We start from the raw sequence: 20,365 nt of genomic DNA, 5'->3' as shown, positions 1-20,365 counted from the left end.
CAGGCGGCTGAGCAACCCGACAGGCGGCGCACACCGCAACGCCCCGGTCCCGGCGCAGAGCCGGGACCGGGGCGTTGCGGTGCGGGTCAGGCCGCGCCGCGCTCCCACCGGTAGAACTCGTGGGCCATCGCATCCTTCGGGCTCCGCCAGGTCTCCGGGTCGTACGGGCTGATGTACGCGGAGAGCTGGTCGCTGATGTTCTGGAAGGCCGGCGTCCGGGTCACCTTGGCGATCTCGGGCCCCGGGGGGTTCTCCGACTCGATCAGGTGCATGTACACGTCACCGAACTGGAAGAGGCTGCGCCGGGTGACCCCGACCAGGTGAGGCAGCTCACCTCGGTCGGAGGCCTCGAAGAGCTTGGCGATGTCGGGCGCGGAGCCCGGCGCCATCCGGGCGACGATCAGGGCGTGGTGCATGGGCGGGTGTTCCCTTCGTGTTCCGTCCGAGCGCCGCCCCCGCGCGGGCGGGGACGGCGGCGTCAGTGGGTGCGGCGGCGCGGTGGGTGCGGCGGCGCGGTGGGTGCGGCGGCGCAGTGGGTGCGGCGACCGGGGGCTCAGCGGGGCGCGGGCTCGGGGGTGCGGCGCTCGCGGTCGCGCTGCTCGATCTTGTCGCGGATCAGGCCCATCTGGACGGCGGAGTTGCGGTTGATGTTGTCGGCCATCCAGTCGTCGTCGACCGGGGCGTCCGGCTTCATCGCGAAGTCCTGCGTCCAGCGCATCCGGGTGCCGTCCACGACTTCGGTGTACTCCCAGCGGATGTCCATGTAGTCGAACGGGCCGGTCTCCACCCGGCGCGCCACGACGGTGTGCGAGGCGCGGTTGACGGTGCGCTCGGACACCCAGCTCCAGACCTTGCCGTTGTCGTCCGGGTGCATGGTGAGGCGGAAGGTGGTGGTGTTCCCCTCGTCGGCGAGGATCTCGATGGCCGCGTACTCGCTGAACAGCTCCGGCCAGTGCTCCAGGTCGTTGGTCACGTCCCAGACGAGGTCCAGCGGGGCCGCGATGACGATCTCGTTCTCGGTGTGTGCGGGCATGTCAGGCTCCCATCAGCAGCGCGTCGTTGACCATGTCGATGAACTCCGCGGGCGACTTGCACTTGTCCGCGTCGGGCGGCAGCGCTCGTCCGTGCCGGTTCTCGAGCTCGCCGACGATGCCGAGGAGGCCGAGGGAGTCGAGGCCGAAGTCGCTGAACTTGGCCTGCGTGCGGTTCTCGAGCTCGTCCGGGTCGACGGTGATGCCCGCGCTCTTCTTCATCAGCAGGGCCAGTTCCTGGTAGTCGAGTTCAGGGGTCATGAGGGTTTCCTTTTCTGCGAAGGGTGGGGGCGGAGAGAAGGGTGCGGTTACGCGGGCGGACCGGCGGCCCCTCGGAGTACCAGCGCCGAGTTCGAGCCCATCAGCCCGCGGCTCAGCACGAGCGCGGTCCGCAGCTCGGCGGGGCGCGCCGTGCCGGTGACCACGTCGAGGTCGTGGCAGACGTCGAAGACGTTCGGCGTGGGCGGCAGCAGACCGTGCTCCATGGCCAGGACCGCGGCGGCGGTGTCCAGTACCGGGGCACCGCAGTACGCCCGCCCGGTGCCGGACTTGGGCGCCGTGACCGGTACCCGTCGGCCGTGCGCACCGAGCGCGTCGGCGATGGCGAGTGCCTCGGCGCGGTCGGCGTCCGGGATGCCGAGGGCGTCCGCGAAGACGACGTCGACCTCCTCGGGCGCGCAGCGCGCCGCCCGCAGCGCGCCGCGGATCGCGTGGGCGAGTCCCTCCCGGGACTCCTCCCAGCGGGAGGCGCCGGTGAAGGTGGTGGCGTGCCCGGCGAGTTCGGCCCGGACCTGGGCCCCGCGTGCGACGGCGGTCCTCTCGTCCTCGACGAGGAACATGGCGCCGCCCTCGGCCGGCACGAACCCGCAGGCGCCGGAGGTGAAGGGGCGGTAGGCGCGGGCGGGGTCCTCCTCGGTGCTGAGTCCCTCGTAACCGAGCTGGCAGACCATCGAGTACGGCGCCAGTGGCGCCTCGGCCGCGCCGACGACCACCGCGTCGGTGCCGCGCCGGACGGCCCCGGCGGCATGCGCGAGCGCGTCCAGGCCGCCGGCCTCGTCGCTCGCGACGACTCCGCACGGGCCTTTGAAGCCGCCACGGATGGAGATCTGGCCGGTACTGGCCGCGTAGAACCAGGCGATGGACTGGTACGGCCCGACGAAGCGGGGTCCCTGACCCCACAGCCGTTGCAGTTCGCGCTGGCCGAACTCGCCGCCGCCGGAGCCCGCGGCGGTCACCACTCCGACGGCGAACGGCGCGTCCTGGTAGTCGGCGCGGGTCAGCCGGCCGTCGTCGAGGGCGAGGTCCGCCGCCACCATCGCGAAGTGGGTGAACCGGTCGGTCTGGACGAGGATGCGCTCCTCGACCAGCGCGTCGAGTGCGATGTCGCGGACCTCGCCCGCGACCCGCAGCGGGAGTTGCTCACACCCTTCACGGGTGACCCGGTCGAGGACGCTGATGCCCTCCTGGGTGCTCTTCCAGAAGGTCTCGGTGCTCGTCCCGTTGGGGGCGACGACACCGATGCCGGTGATGACCGCGCGCCGGTCGTTCGGTTGACTCATGTTTTCCTCCCACGGGGCCGGGACAGCACCACAGCGGACTGGAAGCCGCCGAATCCGCTGCCGACCGAGAGCACGCTGCGCAGCTTCGCCGCACGGGCGGTGCGCGGTACGTAGTCCAGGTCGCACTCGGGGTCGGGGGTCTCGTAGTTGGCCGTCGGCGGCACCACCTGGTGGCTGAGTGCCAGTACGCACGCCACGACCTCGATGGCGCCGATGGCGCCGAGCGAGTGGCCGACCATCGACTTGATCGAGCTCATGGGTATCTCGTGGGCGTGGGCGCCGAGCGACCGTTTCACCGCCGCCGTCTCGTGCCGGTCGTTCTGTTTGGTGCCCGAGCCGTGTGCGTTGACGTAGTCGATCCTGCTGCCGTCCAGCCGGGCGTGGTCGAGGGCGGTGTTGATGGCGTGCGCCATCTCGACTCCGTCCGGGGTCAGCCCGGTCATGTGGTAGGCGTTGCCGAAGGTGGCGTAGCCCTGGATCTCGCAGTAGACGGTCGCACCGCGGGCCCGGGCGTGCTCGAGCTCCTCGAGTACGAGCACGGCGCCGCCCTCGCCCATGACGAAGCCGTCGCGGTTGGCGTCGAACGGCCGGGAGGCGTGCTCCGGGTCGTCGTTGTTGGGTGAGGTCGCCTTGATGGCGTCGAAGCAGGCCACCGTGATGGGGGAGATCGGGGATTCCGACGCGCCCGCGAGGCACACGTCGACCCGGCCTTCCTCAATGGAGTGGAAGGCGTACCCGATCGCGTCCAGGCCGGAGGTGCAGCCCGTGGACACCGTCTGGACGGGACCGTGCGCGCCGATCTGTTCGGCCACCGCCGAGGCGAGGGAGCTGGGCGAGAAGGCCCGGTGCAGTTCGGGGCGGGCCGGCCGGTGGTCGACGTCCCAGCGGGCGCCGTTGGCGCTCACCTCGACGTAGTCCTGCTCCAGCCGGGTGGTACCCCCGACCGCGGTGCCCAGCGAGACCCCGATGCGCCACGGGTCCTCCTCGCCGGGTTCCAGGCCGGAGTCGTGCAGCGCTTCGTCCGCTGCGACCAGCGCGAACTGCACGTACCGGTCGTGCCGCACCAGTTGGTCCGCGTCGAGGCCGTGCTCCGCGGGGTCGAAGTCGCACTCGGCGGCTATCCGGGAGCGGAAACCCGCCGGGTCGAAGAGGGTGATGCCCCGGGTCGCGGTGCGGCCGGCCGAGAGCAGGTCCCAGAAAGCCGGTATGCCGGTGCCGCCCGGGGCGACGACGCCTATCCCGGTGACCGCCACACGCCGGGTCATGAGGTGGCCGCCGTTCTCTCCGCGGGCGGTCCCTGGTCGATCAGGTCCTCGCCCTCGGTGTCCACGTGTCCCAGCTCGGGACGCGGGGCCAGCGGGCCGAGATGGAAGACCATCCGGGCCTCCACGTCACCGACGTTGCGGAAGCGGTGACGGACGTTCAGCGGGATGAGGAGCCCCTGGTCGGGGCGCATGCTGTGGGTCTCGCCGTCCAGGTCGACCTCGAGGAGACCGTTCACGACGTACACGAACTCCTCGGAGTACGGGTGGTAGTGCTCGCCGATCCGGTCGCCGGGCTCGATGAGAGCCAGGCCCATGAAGCCGCTGGTCGCCCCCACCGCCGTCGGCGTGAGCATGGCGCGCAGATCGCCTCCGCGCCTTCGGTTGGGCTGGGTTTCGCTGAGGTCCACGATGCGTGGCCGGTGCAGGTTCATGACAGCTTTCTCCTGGGTCTGAGCCGACGGGCCGGAGCGGGGGGTGCTCCGCCCGGAGGACGCGCGGGTCAGGGTCGGCGCGGGGGTCGGTCCGACGCGCTCCGGTCGGTGATCGGGGTCATCCGGGAACGCTCCAGGAAACCGGCGGCCCCCTCCTCCGTGGTCGGCACGCCGTCCGCGCCGCCGTCGAGCAGGCGGGCCAGCACATGCGCCTTGCGGGGGCCGTCGATGCCCAGCACCTGTCCGGGCCGGGCGTCGACCGGGCCCGCCACGTCGACGACCCGCACCACGACGTCGTCCCGCTGGAAGATGGTGCTGCCGGCGACCGGGGTGGTCGGGTCGTCGGCGACCGCCTCGTCCTGGCCGGCCAGCAACCGGGCCAGCGCCGTGCCGCACCCGTCCTTGGCCTGGTAGAAGAGCGCGTGCCTGCGGACGTCCGAAGGCGCGTACCGCCCCGCCGACTCGTGATGCACCATCGGCAACGCGGCCCGGGTGAAGAAGGTCCTGGCGGAGTTGGCGTCGGCGAGGTCCCGGTCCTGCTCCAGGTAGGGGTTGAGCGCCTCTTCGACCGCTCTGATCTCGGGCTGCTGGGACACATGGCGCAGCGCCGCCAGCAGATCGCCCTCGACCTCGACGGCCCGTACGACGCGGTTGCCGTGCATGAACAGCGAGGTGCGGCGCAGCCGGGTGTTCTCGTCGACCCGGGCCTCCGGGGACTCGTAGCCGGAGAGGATCTTCGCCACGACGTCCTCCGTGCCGGGCTTCACCGTGAAGGTGAGGGCGTGGCGGACCACGCCGTCGCCGAGCCGGGGGGCGGCCTGCAGACCGCCCCTGACCGGCGCGGTCGCCACGCCCCCGGCCGTGTTCCCGGTCTCCCGGAGCACGCTGTAACGCAGCGAACGGGTGTTGCGTACGCAGCTGTGCAGCGGCTGGACCATCTGGACGTGCTCCTCGCTGTTCACCCAGGCGAGGAACGGCGGCGCGGTCTCCCACTCGCTGGTGATGAGCCACTGCGAGGGGTTCTCGATCGACTGGCACAGCTGGTCGCTGACATGGCCGGGTACCGAGGCGACCTGTATGCGCATCTGCTCGTAAGCCTGCAGGAACTGCTCCTGGGCACCCTCGTGCAGGTCCAGCAGCAGTACGACGCGAAGTCTTGAGCCGTCGAAGGCGGACTGGGAAACCCGTTCCGACAAGACCGTCATGGGAACACTCCTTCGAGACGAAACGGCGGTCACCTCCGGGGCCCACCGTCAGTCGTCGGTCATCAGGGCAATCCGGAGCGGGCTCCCGGTAACTCCCCGTGGCCCGCTCCCCGGATTCGGGGCTGTCGCACCCTTGCTCGATCGTGAGCCGGTGCCGGGAGTGGCGCGAGAGCTGGGCACCATGCGGGTGAATGCCGTCCGAAACGAGGCCGTGACGGGCATGAGAAAACCCAGACGCTGTTGTCCACCCGCAGGACCTCTGGCTGGAGCATGCATGAACGAGAAAGTCGACCACCGCGTACCGGTCCTGATCGTGGGCGGTTCCCTGGTGGGCCTGTCCGCTTCCCTGTTCCTGGGGCGGCTGGGCGTCGAGCATCTGCTGGTCGAGAAGCACGCCGACACCTCGGTGCATCCGCGCGGCCGCGGAAACAACGTCCGCACGATGGAACTGTTCCGCACGGCGGGCGTCGAGTCGCAGATCCGGGAGGCGGCGTCGGTGCTCGCCGACAACCACGGGATTCTGCAGGCCGGTTCACTGACCGGCGACGACCAGGAGTGGCTGTTCAAGGAGATCGACCCGGGTGGCGGACTGGCGCGCTTCAGCCCCGCCGGCTGGTGTCTTTGCAGTCAGAACGACCTGGAACCGGTCCTGGTGAGGTGCGCCCGCGACCTCGGGGGCGACCTGCGTTTCTCCACCGAACTGGTCTCCTTCGACCAGGACGCCGACGGAGTGACCGCGGTGCTGAAAGACCGGAGCAGCGGCGAGCGCAGCACCGTACGCGCGGATTACCTGATCGCGGCCGACGGGCCGCGCAGTCCGGTCCGTGAGCGGCTCGGGATCGGGCTGTCGGGGGCGGGCGACCTGTTTCACAACGTGAGCGTCACCTTCCGGTCCCGGCAGCTCGCGGATGTCGTCGGCGACCGCCGTTTCATCGTCTGCTACCTCACCGGTGAGGACGCGGACGGTGCGCTGCTGCCCGTCGACAACCACGAGCAGTGGGTGTTCCACCTGCCGTGGCAGCCCGACCGGGGCGAGACCCTCGACGACTTCACCGACGACCGCTGCGTGGCGCACATCCGCCGGGCCACCGGGGCACCCGACCTCGATGTCGAGATCACCGGCAAGGCGCCCTGGCACGCCGCCGAACGGGTGGCCGACCGCTATGCGTCGGGCCGGGTGTTCCTGGCCGGTGACTCGGTGCACGAGATGTCCCCCACCGGGGCCTTCGGCTCCAACACCGGCATCCAGGACGCGCACAACCTGACCTGGAAGCTGGCCGCCGTGCTGAACGGGTCAGCGGGCGCCGGGCTGTTGAAGACGTATGAGGCGGAGCGCCGGCCGGTGGCGGAGGCGACGAGCCGCCGCGCGTCATCCCGCTCCGCGGAGCACAGTCACCCCGGTTACGCACCGGTCCCCGGACCGGCCGGCGGCAAGCAGGGCGGGCTGCTCCCGGTGGCCCTCGGTTACCGCTATCCCCGTGGCGCGGTGGTCGGCGCCGACCCCGAGCAGCCCGTCGTGCCCGACGGAATGCGCCTGGCGGGCGACCCCGGCTCCCGCGCCCCGCACCTGTGGGTGAGCCGGTACGGCGTCCGCAGGTCGACCCTGGACCTCTACGAGCGGTCCTTCGTGCTGCTCACCGACGTCGGCGAAGAGGCCTGGCGGTCGGCGGCCAAACGGGTCACCGACCGGCTGTCCGTACCGCTGGACGTCTACGCGGTGGGTGCCGGAGCGGGCGCCGACCTGGTGACGGAGGGCGGCACGGACTGGGCCGAGGCGCACGGTACGACGGCCGCAGGAGCCGTGCTGGTGCGCCCGGACGGGTTCGTCGCCTGGCGGGCGCCGGCCGGGGTGACCGATCACGAGGCGGTGCTGGCCGAGGTGCTCGGCACGCTGCTGAGCCGTCCCTGAGGCGGCCGCTGCCGTCATGACTGCTGCCCGGCCGGGGTCGTCCCGGCCGGGCAGCAGTCGTCGGGCATCAGCCCTTCGAGCGGTGGGCTCCGGTTCAGACGGTCCCGGTGGAGTCGAGGTGGGCGAAGACCACCACGTTGTCCTTGTAGTCCTTGACCTGATGGTCGTACACCCCTCCGCAGGTGATCAGGCGCAGCTGCGGGTCGGGGGTGTCGGCGTAGACCCGGCTGTCCGGGAAGTCGGCCTTGCTGAACTCCTCGACGGAGTCGACCTTGAAGGTGGCGACCGTGCCGTCCTCGCGGGCGATGTCGATGGTGTTCCCCGGCTTCAGCGCGTAGAGCAGCATGAAGACGGCGGGCCCGGTCTTGGTGTCGACGTGGCCCGCGACGATGGCCGGGCCGGTCTGGCCGGGTGCCGGGCCGCCCATGTACCAGCCGACGAGGTTGTTGTCGTCGGCCGGTGGCGGGCTGAGCTCTCCCTGCGATCCCAGCGAGAGGTTGGTGAAGGGGGCGTTGACCCCGATTGCCGGGATGGAGATCCGGGTCGGCGTCGACCGGGGCAGCACCAGGGTCCGGTCGACGGACGGGGAGGACGCGGCCGGGGGGCTGGGCTCGGCGGAGGCGACGGCCGTGGGGTGGGGTTCGGTCGTGCCGTTGCCTTCGACGGAGTTGTACATGAGGAGCGCCCCGAGTGCCACCGCCGCGGCGGGCCACAGCATGGAGCGCCTGCGGTCCGGCGGGGTCGGCTCGGGCGGCTTCTGGGCGGTCATGAGGCGAACCTTCCATCCACGGGACGACAGAGCGGGTGCGGGAAAACCGGGTACCGGAAAAGCCGGTTACGTGGAAACGCAGTCGCCGCGGCCACCGTCCCGACGAGACGGCGACCGCGACAGCCCGGGGGGTGACTCGACGGCGATCAGGCGAGGGCGGAGCCCGAGGTGGTGCGGCGGCGCAGCATGTACGCCCCGGCACCGAGCCCGCCGACCAGCAGCACCGTGCCGGCCGCCAGGCCACTGCCCGTCACCGCGAGACCGCCGCCACCGGCGTGCACGCCGCCGTGCGGCTCCTTGCCGCTCCATGAGTCGTTGTCGCCACCCCACGAGGGGTCCTTCTGCCCGTGCTCGGACTGCCCGTGCTCGGACTGGCCGTGCTCGGCGGAACCGCTGTACTTGCCGGAGTCGCTGCTCGACGAGGAGCCGCTGTCCGGGGTCCACTGGGTGGGTGTCGCTGCGAGGGCCACCGGTGCACCGAAGGAGAGGATCGCCGTGGCAGCCGCGGCGGCGAACAGGGTACGAGCTGTGCGCATGTGGATGTGTTCCTTCCGCCACCACTGCGCGAACCGACACGTCGTCGGCTCTTCGGATTCGCAGTAGGGACGTGCTCACCGTCAACCGGAATCGGACCGCCCACCACCGGAGTGTGCTGCATTAGGGCCATATCTTGGGCCCTCCGGGTGGACATCACGGTTCAATCACCCGTTGGCAGCCAGGAAAGGTGTAAGACCGGCCCGGCGCACGGGGCGGCGTCGAGTTTCGCGGTGTCGTGCTCCGGCTTAGCCTGAGAACCCCCGGGAGAGGAGCGCGCCATGCGAGCGACCTGGAAGGGCGCCATCTCGTTCGGGCTGGTCACGATTCCGGTCCAGCTCTTCACGGCTGCCCAGGAGCACGACGTACCGCTCCACCAGGTGCACGAGGAGGACGGCTCCCGGGTGCGGATGCGGCGCTTCTGCGAGGCGGAGGACAAGGAGATCCCCTACTCGGAGGTCACCAAGGGCTACGAGGCCCCGGACGGCAGCACGATCACCCTGTCGGACGACGACCTCGCGGATCTGCCGCTGCCCAGCAAGAAGGTCATCGACGTGCTGGCCTTCGTGGACGCCGACACCATCGATCCGCTGATGTTCTCCAAGGCCTACTACGTCGGCAGCTCCGACCGGACGGCCAGCAAGCCCTACGCGCTGCTCCGAGACGCTCTGATCGAGTCCGGCCAGATCGCGGTCACCAAGATCGCGCTGCGCTCGCGGGAGTCCCTGGCGGTGCTCCGCGTGCACGAGGACACCCTGGTGCTGCAGACCTGCCTCTGGCCCGACGAGGTGCGGCCCGCGGCCGGCGTCGCTCCGGAAGGCGATGTCACGGTGCGGCCCCAGGAGCTCAAGATGGCCAAATCGCTGATGGACACGCTTTCCGAGGACTTCGACCTGTCGGCCATGCGGGACGAGTACCAGGAGGCGCTCCAGCAGGTCATCGAGGCGCGGCTGCAGGGCGTCGAGCCCCCGCACGAGCGGGAGGCCGCCCCCTCCGACGGCACGGTCATCGACCTCATGGCCGCCCTGGAGAACAGCGTCCGGGCGGCGAAGGGGACGCGGGGGGAGGACGCCGAGGAGGAGGGTGAAGGGGAGGACGCCGAGATCCACACGCTGCGGGCCGGCAAGGGGGGCAAGAAGAGCGCGGCCGAGAAGAGCACGGCGGCGAAGAAGAGTTCGGGCCCGAAGAAGAGCACGGCCGCCTCGAAGAAGACCCCGGCAAAGAAGACCCCGGCAAAGAAGACCGCGGCCAAGAAGACCGCAGCGAAGAAGACCACGGCCAAGAAGACGGCCGCGAAGAAGACCACGAAGCGGGCGTCCGCCTGATATGCCGCCCCTCACCGAGGTGGAGGGGCGGCGGCTGCCCCTCACCCGACTCGACAAGGTCCTCTACCCGGCGACCGGCACCACCAAGGGTGAGGTCCTGCACTACTGCGCCGAAACCGCCGGTCCGCTGCTCGCGCACCTGCGTGATCGGCCGGTGTCCTTTCTGCGCTACCCGGACGGCCCCGACGGGCAGCGGTTCTTCACCAAGAACGTGCCGCCCGGCGCCCCCGACTGGGTGCAGACCGCCGATGTGCCCCGCTCCCGGGAGCGGACCGCATGTCAGGTGCTGGTCCAGGATCTGGCGACGCTGATGTGGGCGGCCAACCTGGTCGTCGAATTCCACACCCCGCAGTGGCAGGCTCAGCACCCCGCCCGCGCCGACCGGCTGGTGTTCGACCTCGACCCCGGCCCCGGGGCCACCGTGGTGGACTGCTGCACGGTGGCATGCTGGCTGCGGGAGCGGCTTTCGGACGACGGCCTGACCGCCTATGCGAAGACCTCCGGATCGAAGGGCCTCCATCTGCTGGTGCCGCTCGAGCGCACCCCGTCGGACGAGGTGTCGGCATATGCCAAAGGCCTCGCCATCGAGGCGGAGGCGGCGCTGCCGGAGCTGGCCCTGCACCGGATGGCGCGGGCGCTACGGCCCGGCAAGGTCTTCGTCGACCACAGCCAGAACGCGGCCGCGAAGACCACGGCCACCCCCTACACGGTGCGCGCCCGCCCGGAGCCGACCGTGTCGGCGCCGGTCACCTGGAAGGAGGTCGAAGGATGCACCGACCCTGCCGAACTGGTCTTCCTGATCGGCGACATCGGGCCCCGGCTGAAGAAGCACGGAGACCTGCTCGCCCCGCTCGTCGACCTGGAAGGGGCCCGGCGGCTGCCCGGCTCTTGACACCGGCGGATACGGTGAACCGCTATGACTGGCCAGGAGGGGACATAACATGATCATTTTTGGTACCAGGGGTTACATCTACCAGTTGGCGATACTCACCCTGGTGTGCGGCCACTGCGGTAACCCGTCCGCGCACACGCTCCGCAAGCGCGTCACCAAGTTCACGCTGTTCTTCGTGCCGCTCTTCCCCCTCTCCGTCAAGTACGCCACCCAGTGCACGTTCTGCGGCGTGGAGAGCCGGCTGACCAAGGAGCAGGCCGAGCAGCTGCAGGCGCAGAGCACGGGTCAGCCGCACGGCCCGCAGCAGGGTTACGGCCAGGCCGCGCCGCAGCAGCAGGGGCAGAACCCGTACCAGCAGTGAGCGGTGCGCGGCCGGCCCCGGCAGAGCGTCGACGCTCCGGGGCCGCTCCCGCGGCACACCAGGACATTGACGGATATATCGCCCGGGGCTTGCTACGTTGCGTGCCATGTACGCAACGACTGCGGACACTCCCCCGCCCGATCCCCGTCGGCCGAAGCGGCGCGGGATCGAACTCGTGCTGCTGTTCGCCGCCGTACTGATCTCCGTCTGCGGCTACATCGACGTCGGGCTCACCCGGCACGACTCCGTACCGGCGGATGCCGCGAGCTACGGCGCGGGGCTCGCGCTGCTCGCCCTGCTGGCCCATCTCGCCGTCCGCTTCCGCGCCCCGTACGCCGACCCGCTGCTGCTGCCGATCGCGGTGCTGCTCAACGGCATCGGCCTGGTGCTGATCTACCGCCTCGACCTGGAGACCCGCCACGACGCGGCCGCACCCACCCAGCTGATCTGGTCGACCTTCGGAGTGGGGCTCTTCATCGTCGTCGTGGTACTGCTGCGCGACCACCGCGTGCTGCGGTCGTACGCCTATCTCTCGGTCGCCACCGCGCTGGCCCTGATGATCGCTCCGATCCTCTTCCCCGCGGTGAACGGCGCGAAGATCTGGATCCGGCTCGGCGGTTTCTCCATCCAGCCGGGCGAGTTCGCCAAGGTGCTGCTCGCGGTGTTCTTCGCCGCCTACCTCGCGGCGAACCACCACGCCCTCTCCTACACCGGCCGCCGGATCCGGCGGCTCCAGCTGCCGACCATGCGCGCTCTGGCGCCGATCCTGGCCATCTGGCTGGTCAGCGTCGGTGTCCTGGTGCTGGAGCGCGACCTGGGCACTTCACTGCTCTTCTTCGGGCTGTTCATCATCATGCTGTACGTAGCGACCGGCCGCGGCAGCTGGGTCGCGATCGGCATGCTGATGGCCGGCTTCGGCGCTTTCATGGTGGGCCATCTCGAACCCCATGTCCGCAGCCGGGTCGAGGACTGGCTGCACCCCTTCGCCTCCATCGCGGCCGGCCAGGGCCCGAGCCAGGTCGCCCAGTCGCTCTTCGCCTTCGCCGCGGGCGGCATCCTCGGCACCGGCCTGGGCATGGGCCACTCGGTCCTGATCGGCTTCGCCGTGAAGTCCGACTTCATCCTGGCCACGGCCGGTGAGGAGCTCGGCCTGGCCGGACTCTGCGCGCTCTTCCTGCTGTACGGGCTGCTGGTGGCCCGCGGCTACTCGGCGGGGCTGGCCCTGCGGGACTCCTTCGGGCGACTGCTGGCCGTCGGTCTCGCCTCCATCCTGGCGATCCAGGTGTTCGTCATCGCGGGCGGGGTGATGGGGCTGATCCCGCTGACCGGCATGGCCATGCCCTTCCTCGCCCAGGGCGGCTCCTCCCTGGTCACCAACTGGGTGATCGTGGCCCTGCTGATCCGCCTCAGCGACTCCGCTCGCAGACCACGCCCGGACCTCGTCGAACCCGGAGTCGTGGCGCCGGTCGTGGAGACGGCGTCATGACCCGCAACATCCGGCGCGCCGCCGCCTGCTGCGTCCTGCTGCTGCTCGCACTGCTGGCCAATGCGGCCAGAGTGCAGGTCATCCAGGCCGACTCGCTCGGCAAGAACCCGGCCGACCGGCGCCAGATGATCGCCCGTTACGCGCAGCCGCGCGGCGACATCCTGGTCGACGGCCGGGCGGTCACGGGGTCGAAGGACTCCGGCGAGCAACTGCGCTACGAGCGGACCTACCGGGACGGGCCGCTGTACGCGCCGGTCACCGGCTACGCCTCTCAGACGTACGGCACGGCGCTGATCGAGAACGCCGAGGACGGCATCCTGGCCGGCACCGATCCGCGGCTCACCCCCTTTCCGATGTGGAACCAGCTGACCCGGACCCGGCAGCCGGGCGGCGATGTGGCCACCACCATCGAGGCCCGGGCGCAGGAGGCCGCGTACGAAGGGCTCGACGGCCGGCGGGGCGCGGTGGCCGCGATCGAGCCGGCCACCGGCCGGATCCTGGCGCTGGTCAGCAGCCCCTCGTACGACCCCGGCGCGTTCTCCGGTACCGGCCCGCGCGTCACCCGGGCCTGGGCGGGGCTGAACGCGCTCGCCGACCGGCCGATGCTGAACCGGGCCATCCGGGAGACCTACCCGCCCGGTTCGGCGTTCAAGATCGTCACGGCGGCGGCCGCGCTGGACGCGGGTGTGGTCTCCGACATCGACGAGGACACCGACACCCCCGATCCGTACCTGCTGCCCGACACCACGACCGAACTGCCCAACGAGGCGAGCGGCTGCGGCCACGCATCACTCGCCCACGCCATCGAGGTGTCCTGCAACACGGTGCTCGCCCATCTGGGGGTACGGGTCGGGCTCGACGACATGGTGGCCACGGCGCGGAAGTTCGGCTTCAACGACAGCGGTCTCAGGATTCCGTCGGGGGTCGCCCGGAGCAACTTCGACACCGATATGAGCAGGGACCAGCTGGCGCTCTCCTCCATCGGGCAGTTCAACACCTCGGCGACCCCGCTGCAGATGGCGATGGTCTCCGCCGCGGTAGCCAACGACGGCGCCCTGATGTACCCGCACCTGATCGACCGGACGCTCGACCAGCACGGCGGCATCGTTCACCGGACCGGTCAGAAACCCTACCGGCGGGCGATGAGCGCCCCCGCGGCCGAACAGCTCCAGCAGATGATGGTGGACGTCGTGACACACGGCACCGGCTCCACCGCGGCGATCCCGGGCGTCACGGTCGGCGGCAAGACCGGCACCGCCCAGAACGGCGTCGGCAACGCCGGGCTGCCGTACGCCTGGTTCATCTCCTGGGCGCGCGCCGACGGCGCGAGCCGGCCGGCGGTGGCGGTCGCCGTGGTGGTCGAGGACGCCTCGGCGGACCGCGCCGACATCAGCGGCGGCGGCTTCGCCGCGCCGATCGCCCGGGCGGTCATGGAGGCGGCGCTCAGCGAGCACGACGACCGGTGAGCGTGTCCACCGCTCAGGACTGCGCGCCCTCCGCGATGGCCGACTCGACCTCGGAGACGCGGGCCAGCTCCTCCTGCGCGAACCTCTCCTTGTCGAGCTGCTCGGCGATCTCCTCGTCCTGCGTCATCAGCAGGTCGAGGTTGGAGTTGCCCATCTCGAAGACGCCCATGTCGACGTAGGCCTTCTGCAGCCGCTCGCCCCAGAGGCCGATGTCCTTGACACACGGCACGATCCGGCTGAACAGCAGCTGGCGGAAGAGCTGCAGGAACTCGGAGTTCTCGGAGAGCTGCTCAGCCTCCTTCTTGGGGATGCCGAAGTTCTCCAGGACCTCGACGCCCCGCAGCCGGTCGCGCATCAGGTAGCAGCCCTCGATGACGAACTCCTCGCGCTCCCGCCGCTCGGCATCGGTCAGCTGCCGGTAGTAGTCGCGCAGCGCCATCCGCCCGAAGGCCACATGCCGCGCCTCGTCCTGCATGACATACGCCAGGATCTGCTTCGGCAACGGCTTGTTCGTGGTGTCCCGGATCATCCCGAACGCGGCCAGCGCGAGCCCTTCGATGAGGACCTGCATGCCCAGGTACGGCATGTCCCACCGCGAGTCGCGGAGGGTGTCGCCCAGCAGCGCCTGCAGGTTGTCGTTGATCGGGTACAGCATCCCGAGCTTCTCGTGCAGGAACCGGCCGTAGATCTCGGCGTGCCGGGCCTCGTCCATGGTCTGGGTGGCCGAGTAGAACTTCGCGTCGAGGTCGGGCGCGGACTCGACGATGCGGGCGGCGCACACCATCGCGCCCTGCTCGCCGTGCAGGAACTGGCTGAACTGCCAGGCGGTGTAGTGCTTGCGCAGTTCGCCCTTGTCCCGGTCGGTCATCCGGTCCCAGTAGGGCGTCCCGTACAGCGTCATGGCCTCGTCGGGCGTGCCGAGCGGGTCGTACGGGTCGACTTCGAGCGACCAGTCGATCCGCTTCGCGCCGTCCCACTGCTTGTCCTTGCCCTTCTGGTACAGGGCGAGCAGCCGGTCGCGCCCGTCGTCGTACTCCCAGCTGAAACGCGCCGAACCGGCGGCCGGTATCTGCCAGTTCGGTGCGACCGGACCGTTGGTGTAGAGCTCATGAGTCGACATACTTGGCAGGCTCACACGTTGGTAGACGCCGGGTCAACAAGTCGCGGTAAAGGATTGACACATCTTGCTGACAAGCAGTCTCATAAAGAGTAACCAGTGGTAACGCCCGAGCGTGAGGTGCCCCAGCGATGACGACTGCGACCGACAGCCAAGTGCTCCGCGACGCCCTCGGCATGCTCAGGGACCGTGAGCAGACCGCCGAACGGCTCCTGGAAGCGTCCGCGAAGCACTCCTTCGACCCGGACAAGGAGCTCGACTGGGCGGCCCCGATCGAGGACGGCAAGTGGTTCTGGCCGCCCGAGCTCGTATCGCTCTACGACACCCCGCTGTGGCGGAAGATGTCCCAGGAACAGCGGATGGACCTCGCCAGGCACGAGGCGGCCTCGCTGGCCTCGCTCGGCATCTGGTTCGAGATCATCCTGATGCAGCTGCTCGTCCGGCACATCTACGACAAGTCGGTGACCAGCAGTCATGTCCGCTACGCGCTGACCGAGATAGCCGACGAGTGCCGGCACTCCATGATGTTCGCCAGGATGATCCAGAAGGGCGGCGCACCGGCCTACCCGGTGCCCCGGCTCTACCACAACCTCGCGCGCGTCCTGAAGACCGCCTCCACCACGCCCGGTTCCTTCGCCGCCACCCTGCTGGGCGAGGAGATCCTCGACTACATGCAGCGGCTGACCTTCCCCGACGAACGGGTGCAGAGCCTGGTGCGCGGAGTGACCCGGATCCACGTCATCGAGGAGGCCCGCCACGTCCGGTACGCCCGCGAGGAACTGCGCCGCCAGATGGTGTCCGCGCCCCGCTGGGAGCAGCACTTCACCCGGGTCAGCTGCGGTGAGGCCGCCCGGGTCTTCTCCACCTGCTTCATCAACCCGCAGGTCTACACGAACGTCGGCCTGGACCACCGCGAGGCCGTCGCCCAGGTCCGGGCGAGCGGCCACCGCACACAGGTGATGCAGACCGGTGCCAAGCGCCTGACGGACTTCCTGGACGACATCGGCGTACTCCGGGGCGTGGGCCGCCGGCTCTGGGTCGGCTCGGGGCTGCTGGCCCGATGAAGCCGAAGCCGCGCGGCGGCACCGAGGTCCGCTGAGCGGCGCTGCGGGCTGATGCGCGGCAGGACCGGCGGGACGAGCAACGGAACAGGACGGGCGGCACAATGGGGATCATGTCCCCGTCGCTGACCTTCCAGCCGGTCCTGGAGCGCATCGCCACCGAGATCGAGCAGACGCCCGGGCGCGGCCGGCCCGCCGACTACATCCCGGCGCTCGCCGCCTGCGACCCGCGCAGCTTCGGCATGGCCGTCGCGGAGCTCGACGGCACGGTGTACGGAGTGCGGGACTGGCGGCAGCCGTTCTCCACGCAGTCCCTCACCAAGGTCTTCACGCTCGCCCTCGACCTGGCCCGCGAGGGCGGCGAGCTCTGGGAGCACGTGGGCCGCGAGCCCTCCGGCAATCCGTTCAACTCGCTGGTGCAGCTGGAGTACGAGAACGGCATCCCGCGCAATCCGTTCATCAACGCGGGCGCCCTCGTCGTCACCGACCGCCTCCAGACACAGACCGGTGACGCGGCGGGCGCGCTGCTGGAGTTCCTGCGCGCCGAGAGCGGCAACCCCCGGCTGACCTTCGACAAGGACGTCGCCGCATCCGAGGCCACCCACGGCGATCGCAACGCCGCCCTCGGCCACTTCATGGCGTCGTACGGCAACATCGACAATCCGGTGCCGCTGCTCCTGGAGCAGTACTTCCTGCAGTGCGCGATCGAGGCGTCCTGCGCCGACCTCGCACTCGCCACCGGGTTTCTTGCCCGGCACGGCATCCGGGCCGACGGCTCCCGGCTGCTCAGCCGCCGTCAGGCCAAACAGATCAACGCGGTCATGCTCACCTGCGGCACCTATGACGCGGCCGGCGACTTCGCGTACCGGGTGGGCCTGCCCGGCAAGAGCGGTGTGGGCGGCGGCATCATCGCCGTCGTACCCGGCCGCTGCACGCTGTGCGTCTGGAGCCCCGGACTCGACGAACGCGGCAATTCGGTGGCGGGCGTCGCGGCCCTGGACCGCTTCACGACGCTGACGGGGCTTTCGGTGTTCTGACGGCCGGACCGGCCGGTGGGTCAGTGATCCGCCGAGGCGAGACGGCCCAGCAGAGCGGGAAGGTCGGCGAACGATTCCAGGACGTGATCGGGTGTGCCGCTCGCGGCCTCATGCGTCTCCGGCAGGTACTTGCCGGTCTTGACGAGGACCCCGGTGAGCCCGGCGCGCTGCGCGGCAAGCACGTCGGACTCGATGTCGTCGCCGACCATCAGCGCCTGATCGGGACGCACGCCGAGCCGGGCCAGCGCGGTCTCGAAGAACGCGGCCGCCGGTTTGCCGGTGATCTCCGCCTCCGTGCGCGCGGCGCGCTCCAGACCGATCAGGTACGCGCCGGTGTCGAGTTGCAGTCCCCGGTCGGTGCGCCAGTAAAGATTCCGGTGCATGGCGACCAGTCGGGCGCCCTGCTGAAGGTGGCCGAAGACGCGGTTGAGCGCGATGTGGTCGAACTCGGGGCCGGCTCCCCCCACGATGGCCACGTCCGGGACGGTGTCGTCCTCGTCGAGCAGCGTCACGTCCGAGAGGTCGTCGCGGATGTCACCGCTGTTCAGCAGCGAGCAACGGGCACCCGGGTAGTGCTCGGTGAGGTACGCCGCGGTGGCGGCGGGCGCGGTGAGGATGTCCTGCGCATCGACGGCGAACCCCTCAGCGGCCAGGGCGTGAGCGATCGAGGCGCGGCTGCGGGAGGTCGTGTTGGTGAGGAGGGTGATGGCCGGCCCGGCGGTGCGGATGCGCTGCAGCGCCTCGACCGCCCCCGGCAGCGCCTTCCAGGAGACCGTGAGGACACCGTCGATGTCGATCAGGACCGCGCGTACTGGCACCATGCCAGGACGTTACCGCCGTCCCCGCTCCCCCGTCCGAAGCGACCTTCCGGGGCCACCGGCAGGCACAGCGGTCCGAGGGAGAAAGTTCCGGCGGACGACTACCGTAAAAGCATGAGCAGCACGGTGACGCTGTTCCTCTGCGGCGATGTGATGCTCGGGCGCGGCGTCGACCAGATCCTCCCCCACCCGGGTGATCCGACGCTGCGGGAGGACTACGTCCGGGATGCCCGCTCCTACGTCGACCTGGCGGAGGCTTCGAGCGCCCTGATCCCGGCCCCTGTCGGCCCCTCCTGGCCATGGGGCGAAGCGCTGCGGGTGCTCGACGAGGCCGCTCCGGACGTCCGGATCATCAATCTGGAGACGTCCATCACCCGCAGCGACGAGTTCGCCCCCGGGAAGGCCGTCCACTACCGGATGAGCCCGGCGAACCTGCCCGCGCTGGCGGTCGCCCGGCCCGACGTCTGCGTCCTGGCCAACAACCACGTACTGGACTTCGGCCGCCCGGGCCTGCACGAGACGCTCGACTCGCTGGCAGGCGCGGAACTGCGGGCGGCGGGCGCGGGACGGACCTCCGACGAGGCGTACGCGCCCGCGACGGTTCCCGCCGGCTCCGGCGGTGGTCGGGTGCTGGTGTTCGCCCTGGGAGCACGTTCCAGCGGCGTCGCGAGGAGCTGGGCGGCGGCAGCGGACCGGTCCGGTGTCGCCTTCGTACCCGAGTTGTCGGCCGAGGCGGCCGCCGCCACGGCCGAGCGCGTCCGGGAGGCCAAACGCCCCGGCGACATCGCGGTCGTCTCCGTGCACTGGGGCTCCAACTGGGGCTACCCCGTCCCCCGCGAGCAGGTCCGCTTCGCGCACGCCCTGGTGGACGGCGGCGTCGACGTGGTCCACGGTCATTCCTCGCACCATCCCCGTCCCGTCGAGGTCTACCGCGACCGGCTGATCCTGTACGGCTGCGGCGACTTCATCGACGACTACGAGGGCATCACCGGACACGAGGAGTACCGCGACGATCTCCGCCTCATGTACCTCGTCTCGGTGCAGGCGGATACCGGCACGGTGACCGCCGTGCGCATAGTGCCCCTGCAGGCCCGCCGCATGCGGCTGGAACGGGCGACGGACGAGGACCGCGGGTGGCTGCAGGCAACACTCGACCGGATCAGCGGCGGCGTACACGTCACCCTGGAACCGGACAGGACGCTCGCGCTCGCGCACCTGGCTGTCTCGCACGGGACGTGAAGACCGATGGTTCTGTCGGCAGATGATGGCAGCAGCTACCCGTATGCGACGACTAGCGGTCCTCGCTCCGGCCGAACCTGAGGTAGGCGAACAGCCCGAACACGTTCCCGAATGCGCAGATGGCCAGCCATGTCTGTGGCGAGAGCTGGCGGGTGCGCGGGTGGCGCGTCATGTCGATCATGTAGAAGACGGCCGGGAAAATTGCAATCAGCGGCACGATCGCGATCCACGGCGTGGTCGGCGGTGCGGTCGAGGACTGGGCCAACATGGGACGGTCTTTCTCGGAGCGGTGACAGGGAGAGCAGCTGCGGCCGGGACGGACCGACCGTGGCCCGAGGGCGAATGCGGACGAGGTTTCACGGGAACTCGGGTGCGACGATGACGATTCCAGCGACTTTCTCGTCCGTGCGGCGGGTGTGAAGCCGAGTGGCGGGCCCTGTACGTACGCGGAGTCGCGAAGGTGGACCGCGCCGGGGGTGGTCGCCTCTCCGAACGCGAGAACGAGCTCTGTACCAAGCAGTCAAGGACTTCCGGGTGGCGGCACGCCTCTCCGTCGGCAATACGGACCGACCCCCACCCACTCGACCACCAGAGACGTGTTCGGCACCCGTCGCAGGGCCCGCACCGCCTCCAGCACGAGGCGGACTCATCGCGGAACGCGGCCTGCTGTTCGTCGCTGGTACGCGGACGCGGGACTGGCTGTACGTGTCGTGGTCGGGCGGCCCGAGCGGATCGGCTCAGCATTCCTGCTCTGCCGAACGGCCGCTTGGACGCCACCGCTGCCGACAGGCGAGATGGCGAAAACGCGACGAGGGGTGCCGCCTCCTGCGGGTCGGCGTAGCCGCTTGCGTAGCGTCAGT

21 protein-coding genes are annotated in these 20,365 nt (G+C 70.4%); 9 read left to right on the top strand and 12 right to left on the bottom strand.

The window, feature by feature from the left end:
* Positions 1-86: 86 nt before the first annotated feature.
* The 7 genes from AB0436_RS17175 to AB0436_RS17145 all read right to left on the bottom strand — a co-directional run bounded on the left by AB0436_RS17175 (position 87) and on the right by AB0436_RS17145 (position 5,491).
* Positions 87-416, bottom strand: a complete 330-nt coding sequence (locus tag AB0436_RS17175) for a TcmI family type II polyketide cyclase (protein WP_366468675.1) — start codon at positions 414-416, stop codon at positions 87-89.
* 137 nt (positions 417-553) lie between these two features.
* Positions 554-1,033, bottom strand: a complete 480-nt coding sequence (locus AB0436_RS17170) for an SRPBCC family protein (protein WP_366468674.1) — start codon at positions 1,031-1,033, stop codon at positions 554-556.
* A 1-nt stretch (position 1,034) separates the two neighbouring features.
* Complete coding sequence (locus AB0436_RS17165; protein WP_365849346.1) at positions 1,035-1,292, bottom strand: acyl carrier protein; 258 nt, start codon at positions 1,290-1,292, stop codon at positions 1,035-1,037.
* 47 nt (positions 1,293-1,339) lie between these two features.
* Positions 1,340-2,590, bottom strand: a complete 1,251-nt coding sequence (locus AB0436_RS17160) for a ketosynthase chain-length factor (RefSeq protein ID WP_366468673.1) — start codon at positions 2,588-2,590, stop codon at positions 1,340-1,342.
* Positions 2,587-3,855 (bottom strand): beta-ketoacyl-[acyl-carrier-protein] synthase family protein, encoded by a 1,269-nt coding sequence (locus AB0436_RS17155; RefSeq protein ID WP_366468672.1) that lies wholly within the window; start codon positions 3,853-3,855, stop codon positions 2,587-2,589. The genes AB0436_RS17160 and AB0436_RS17155 overlap by 4 nt, the downstream gene beginning before the upstream one ends.
* A complete protein-coding gene (locus tag AB0436_RS17150) occupies positions 3,852-4,286 on the bottom strand; it encodes a cupin domain-containing protein (protein ID WP_366468671.1) in 435 nt (144 codons plus the stop codon). Before AB0436_RS17150 ends, AB0436_RS17155 begins: the two co-directional genes overlap by 4 nt.
* 68 nt (positions 4,287-4,354) lie before the next feature.
* The gene (locus tag AB0436_RS17145; RefSeq protein ID WP_366468670.1) at positions 4,355-5,491 is read right to left on the bottom strand and encodes a SchA/CurD-like domain-containing protein; all 1,137 of its coding nucleotides are present in this window, start codon (positions 5,489-5,491) and stop codon (positions 4,355-4,357) included.
* A gap of 274 nt (positions 5,492-5,765) precedes the next feature.
* Between AB0436_RS17145 and AB0436_RS17140 the strand changes: the two genes are divergently transcribed.
* Positions 5,766-7,400: an FAD-dependent monooxygenase gene (locus tag AB0436_RS17140; RefSeq protein ID WP_366468669.1), complete on the top strand. Its 1,635-nt coding sequence runs from the start codon at positions 5,766-5,768 to the stop codon at positions 7,398-7,400.
* A 94-nt stretch (positions 7,401-7,494) separates the two neighbouring features.
* On the opposite strand, the gene AB0436_RS17135 is transcribed toward AB0436_RS17140, so the two are convergent.
* Positions 7,495-8,169 carry a class F sortase gene (locus AB0436_RS17135; protein ID WP_366468668.1) on the bottom strand — a complete coding sequence of 225 codons (675 nt, stop codon included), beginning with the start codon at positions 8,167-8,169 and terminating at the stop codon, positions 7,495-7,497.
* Positions 8,170-8,315: 146 nt separating this feature from the next.
* Positions 8,316-8,705 carry a hypothetical protein gene (locus AB0436_RS17130; protein ID WP_366468666.1) on the bottom strand — a complete coding sequence of 130 codons (390 nt, stop codon included), beginning with the start codon at positions 8,703-8,705 and terminating at the stop codon, positions 8,316-8,318.
* 279 nt (positions 8,706-8,984) lie between these two features.
* Here AB0436_RS17130 and AB0436_RS17125 point away from each other — a divergent pair, with 279 nt between their 5' ends.
* The 5 genes from AB0436_RS17125 (at position 8,985) to AB0436_RS17105 (ending at position 14,233) form a co-directional block, all read left to right on the top strand.
* Positions 8,985-10,028 (top strand): Ku protein, encoded by a 1,044-nt coding sequence (locus AB0436_RS17125; RefSeq protein ID WP_366468665.1) that lies wholly within the window; start codon positions 8,985-8,987, stop codon positions 10,026-10,028.
* A 1-nt stretch (position 10,029) separates the two neighbouring features.
* Positions 10,030-10,920, top strand: a complete 891-nt coding sequence (ligD, locus tag AB0436_RS17120; RefSeq protein ID WP_366468664.1) for a non-homologous end-joining DNA ligase — start codon at positions 10,030-10,032, stop codon at positions 10,918-10,920.
* Positions 10,921-10,969: 49 nt separating this feature from the next.
* Positions 10,970-11,281, top strand: coding sequence for a zinc-ribbon domain-containing protein (locus AB0436_RS17115; RefSeq protein ID WP_366468663.1), 312 nt, complete (start codon positions 10,970-10,972; stop codon positions 11,279-11,281).
* 106 nt (positions 11,282-11,387) lie between these two features.
* A complete protein-coding gene (locus tag AB0436_RS17110; protein WP_366468661.1) occupies positions 11,388-12,767 on the top strand; it encodes an FtsW/RodA/SpoVE family cell cycle protein in 1,380 nt (459 codons plus the stop codon).
* Entirely contained in the window at positions 12,764-14,233 is a 1,470-nt protein-coding gene (locus AB0436_RS17105; protein ID WP_366468660.1) for a penicillin-binding transpeptidase domain-containing protein, read from the top strand. The genes AB0436_RS17110 and AB0436_RS17105 overlap by 4 nt, the downstream gene beginning before the upstream one ends.
* Before the next feature lie 13 nt (positions 14,234-14,246).
* On the opposite strand, the gene AB0436_RS17100 is transcribed toward AB0436_RS17105, so the two are convergent.
* The gene (locus tag AB0436_RS17100) at positions 14,247-15,353 is read right to left on the bottom strand and encodes a ferritin-like domain-containing protein (RefSeq protein ID WP_366468659.1); all 1,107 of its coding nucleotides are present in this window, start codon (positions 15,351-15,353) and stop codon (positions 14,247-14,249) included.
* A 128-nt stretch (positions 15,354-15,481) separates the two neighbouring features.
* Between AB0436_RS17100 and AB0436_RS17095 the strand changes: the two genes are divergently transcribed.
* Both AB0436_RS17095 and AB0436_RS17090 read left to right on the top strand, forming a co-directional pair.
* Positions 15,482-16,414, top strand: coding sequence for a diiron oxygenase (locus AB0436_RS17095; RefSeq protein ID WP_366468658.1), 933 nt, complete (start codon positions 15,482-15,484; stop codon positions 16,412-16,414).
* Positions 16,415-16,515: 101 nt separating this feature from the next.
* On the top strand, positions 16,516-17,448 hold the full coding sequence (locus AB0436_RS17090) for a glutaminase (protein WP_366468657.1): 933 nt from the start codon (positions 16,516-16,518) through the stop codon (positions 17,446-17,448).
* A gap of 20 nt (positions 17,449-17,468) precedes the next feature.
* Here the strand turns inward: AB0436_RS17090 and AB0436_RS17085 are convergent, their stop codons facing one another.
* Positions 17,469-18,269: an HAD-IIA family hydrolase gene (locus tag AB0436_RS17085; protein WP_366468656.1), complete on the bottom strand. Its 801-nt coding sequence runs from the start codon at positions 18,267-18,269 to the stop codon at positions 17,469-17,471.
* Positions 18,270-18,380: 111 nt separating this feature from the next.
* On the opposite strand from AB0436_RS17085, the gene AB0436_RS17080 reads away from it, so the two are divergent.
* Entirely contained in the window at positions 18,381-19,505 is a 1,125-nt protein-coding gene (locus tag AB0436_RS17080; protein ID WP_366468655.1) for a CapA family protein, read from the top strand.
* Positions 19,506-19,557: 52 nt separating this feature from the next.
* On the opposite strand, the gene AB0436_RS17075 is transcribed toward AB0436_RS17080, so the two are convergent.
* Positions 19,558-19,773 (bottom strand): hypothetical protein, encoded by a 216-nt coding sequence (locus tag AB0436_RS17075; RefSeq protein WP_366468654.1) that lies wholly within the window; start codon positions 19,771-19,773, stop codon positions 19,558-19,560.
* Positions 19,774-20,365 lie beyond the last annotated feature (592 nt).

It is taken from the genome of Streptomyces sp. NPDC051322, from assembly GCF_040689485.1.
In the GTDB taxonomy this organism is placed as follows: domain Bacteria; phylum Actinomycetota; class Actinomycetes; order Streptomycetales; family Streptomycetaceae; genus Streptomyces.
The sequence above is the reverse complement of the archived record's forward strand: the minus strand, read 5'-3'. Positions and strand labels throughout refer to the sequence as shown.

Excerpts from the sequence above, each read along its gene's own strand:
- AB0436_RS17130 (WP_366468666.1), bottom strand. The coding sequence starts at position 8,705 with ATGCGCACAGCTCGTACCCTGTTCGCCGCCGCGGCTGCCACGGCGATC.
- ligD (WP_366468664.1), top strand. The coding sequence starts at position 10,030 with ATGCCGCCCCTCACCGAGGTGGAGGGGCGGCGGCTGCCCCTCACCCGA.
- AB0436_RS17160 (WP_366468673.1), bottom strand. The coding sequence starts at position 2,590 with ATGAGTCAACCGAACGACCGGCGCGCGGTCATCACCGGCATCGGTGTC.
- AB0436_RS17145 (WP_366468670.1), bottom strand. The coding sequence starts at position 5,491 with ATGACGGTCTTGTCGGAACGGGTTTCCCAGTCCGCCTTCGACGGCTCA.
- AB0436_RS17165 (WP_365849346.1), bottom strand. The coding sequence starts at position 1,292 with ATGACCCCTGAACTCGACTACCAGGAACTGGCCCTGCTGATGAAGAAG.
- AB0436_RS17095 (WP_366468658.1), top strand. The coding sequence starts at position 15,482 with ATGACGACTGCGACCGACAGCCAAGTGCTCCGCGACGCCCTCGGCATG.
- AB0436_RS17135 (WP_366468668.1), bottom strand. The coding sequence starts at position 8,169 with ATGACCGCCCAGAAGCCGCCCGAGCCGACCCCGCCGGACCGCAGGCGC.
- AB0436_RS17155 (WP_366468672.1), bottom strand. The coding sequence starts at position 3,855 with ATGACCCGGCGTGTGGCGGTCACCGGGATAGGCGTCGTCGCCCCGGGC.
- AB0436_RS17090 (WP_366468657.1), top strand. The coding sequence starts at position 16,516 with ATGGGGATCATGTCCCCGTCGCTGACCTTCCAGCCGGTCCTGGAGCGC.
- AB0436_RS17115 (WP_366468663.1), top strand. The coding sequence starts at position 10,970 with ATGATCATTTTTGGTACCAGGGGTTACATCTACCAGTTGGCGATACTC.
- AB0436_RS17080 (WP_366468655.1), top strand. The coding sequence starts at position 18,381 with ATGAGCAGCACGGTGACGCTGTTCCTCTGCGGCGATGTGATGCTCGGG.
- AB0436_RS17100 (WP_366468659.1), bottom strand. The coding sequence starts at position 15,353 with ATGTCGACTCATGAGCTCTACACCAACGGTCCGGTCGCACCGAACTGG.
- AB0436_RS17170 (WP_366468674.1), bottom strand. The coding sequence starts at position 1,033 with ATGCCCGCACACACCGAGAACGAGATCGTCATCGCGGCCCCGCTGGAC.
- AB0436_RS17075 (WP_366468654.1), bottom strand. The coding sequence starts at position 19,773 with ATGTTGGCCCAGTCCTCGACCGCACCGCCGACCACGCCGTGGATCGCG.
- AB0436_RS17175 (WP_366468675.1), bottom strand. The coding sequence starts at position 416 with ATGCACCACGCCCTGATCGTCGCCCGGATGGCGCCGGGCTCCGCGCCC.
- AB0436_RS17110 (WP_366468661.1), top strand. The coding sequence starts at position 11,388 with ATGTACGCAACGACTGCGGACACTCCCCCGCCCGATCCCCGTCGGCCG.
- AB0436_RS17085 (WP_366468656.1), bottom strand. The coding sequence starts at position 18,269 with ATGGTGCCAGTACGCGCGGTCCTGATCGACATCGACGGTGTCCTCACG.
- AB0436_RS17125 (WP_366468665.1), top strand. The coding sequence starts at position 8,985 with ATGCGAGCGACCTGGAAGGGCGCCATCTCGTTCGGGCTGGTCACGATT.
- AB0436_RS17150 (WP_366468671.1), bottom strand. The coding sequence starts at position 4,286 with ATGAACCTGCACCGGCCACGCATCGTGGACCTCAGCGAAACCCAGCCC.
- AB0436_RS17140 (WP_366468669.1), top strand. The coding sequence starts at position 5,766 with ATGAACGAGAAAGTCGACCACCGCGTACCGGTCCTGATCGTGGGCGGT.
- AB0436_RS17105 (WP_366468660.1), top strand. The coding sequence starts at position 12,764 with ATGACCCGCAACATCCGGCGCGCCGCCGCCTGCTGCGTCCTGCTGCTG.